General features: G+C 43.0%; 1 protein-coding gene. It reads right to left on the reverse strand.

The window, feature by feature from the left end:
• Positions 1 to 316, reverse strand: a 316-nt coding sequence (locus AAEZ05_RS28065; RefSeq protein ID WP_350649827.1) for a lipoate protein ligase C-terminal domain-containing protein, incomplete at both ends; no start/stop codon positions are given.

Genomic DNA, 316 nt, shown 5'->3' on the forward strand with positions numbered 1-316 from the left:
TCAATGTGTCTTTTAATAGGTCAATTAATTCAACGTTTAGCGCATCAGAGAAGATAACCACATCGCGTATCACTGCTTGCTTCACATCAAGGTGACAATCAATGATGCCCCAATCAAATCGCGTCTCAATGTGATGGGTAAATTCAGGGGTTTTACCAAAACGCCAATCCCAATCTGCCATTTGCTGATAGTATTTATTCAGGTTAGGTTGCTTGGCGAGACTGGCTTCATCCAATTCTTCTACTGGCGCAGTGTCGCCATAATCAGTGTCACGATAGTATTCGCAAAACGCCTCGATAATCGCCTCGGATAAAGT

The sequence above is a fragment of the Pseudomonas sp. HY13-MNA-CIBAN-0226 genome (assembly GCF_040310305.1).
GTDB classification, from domain to species: domain Bacteria; phylum Pseudomonadota; class Gammaproteobacteria; order Pseudomonadales; family Pseudomonadaceae; genus Aquipseudomonas; species Aquipseudomonas gregormendelii.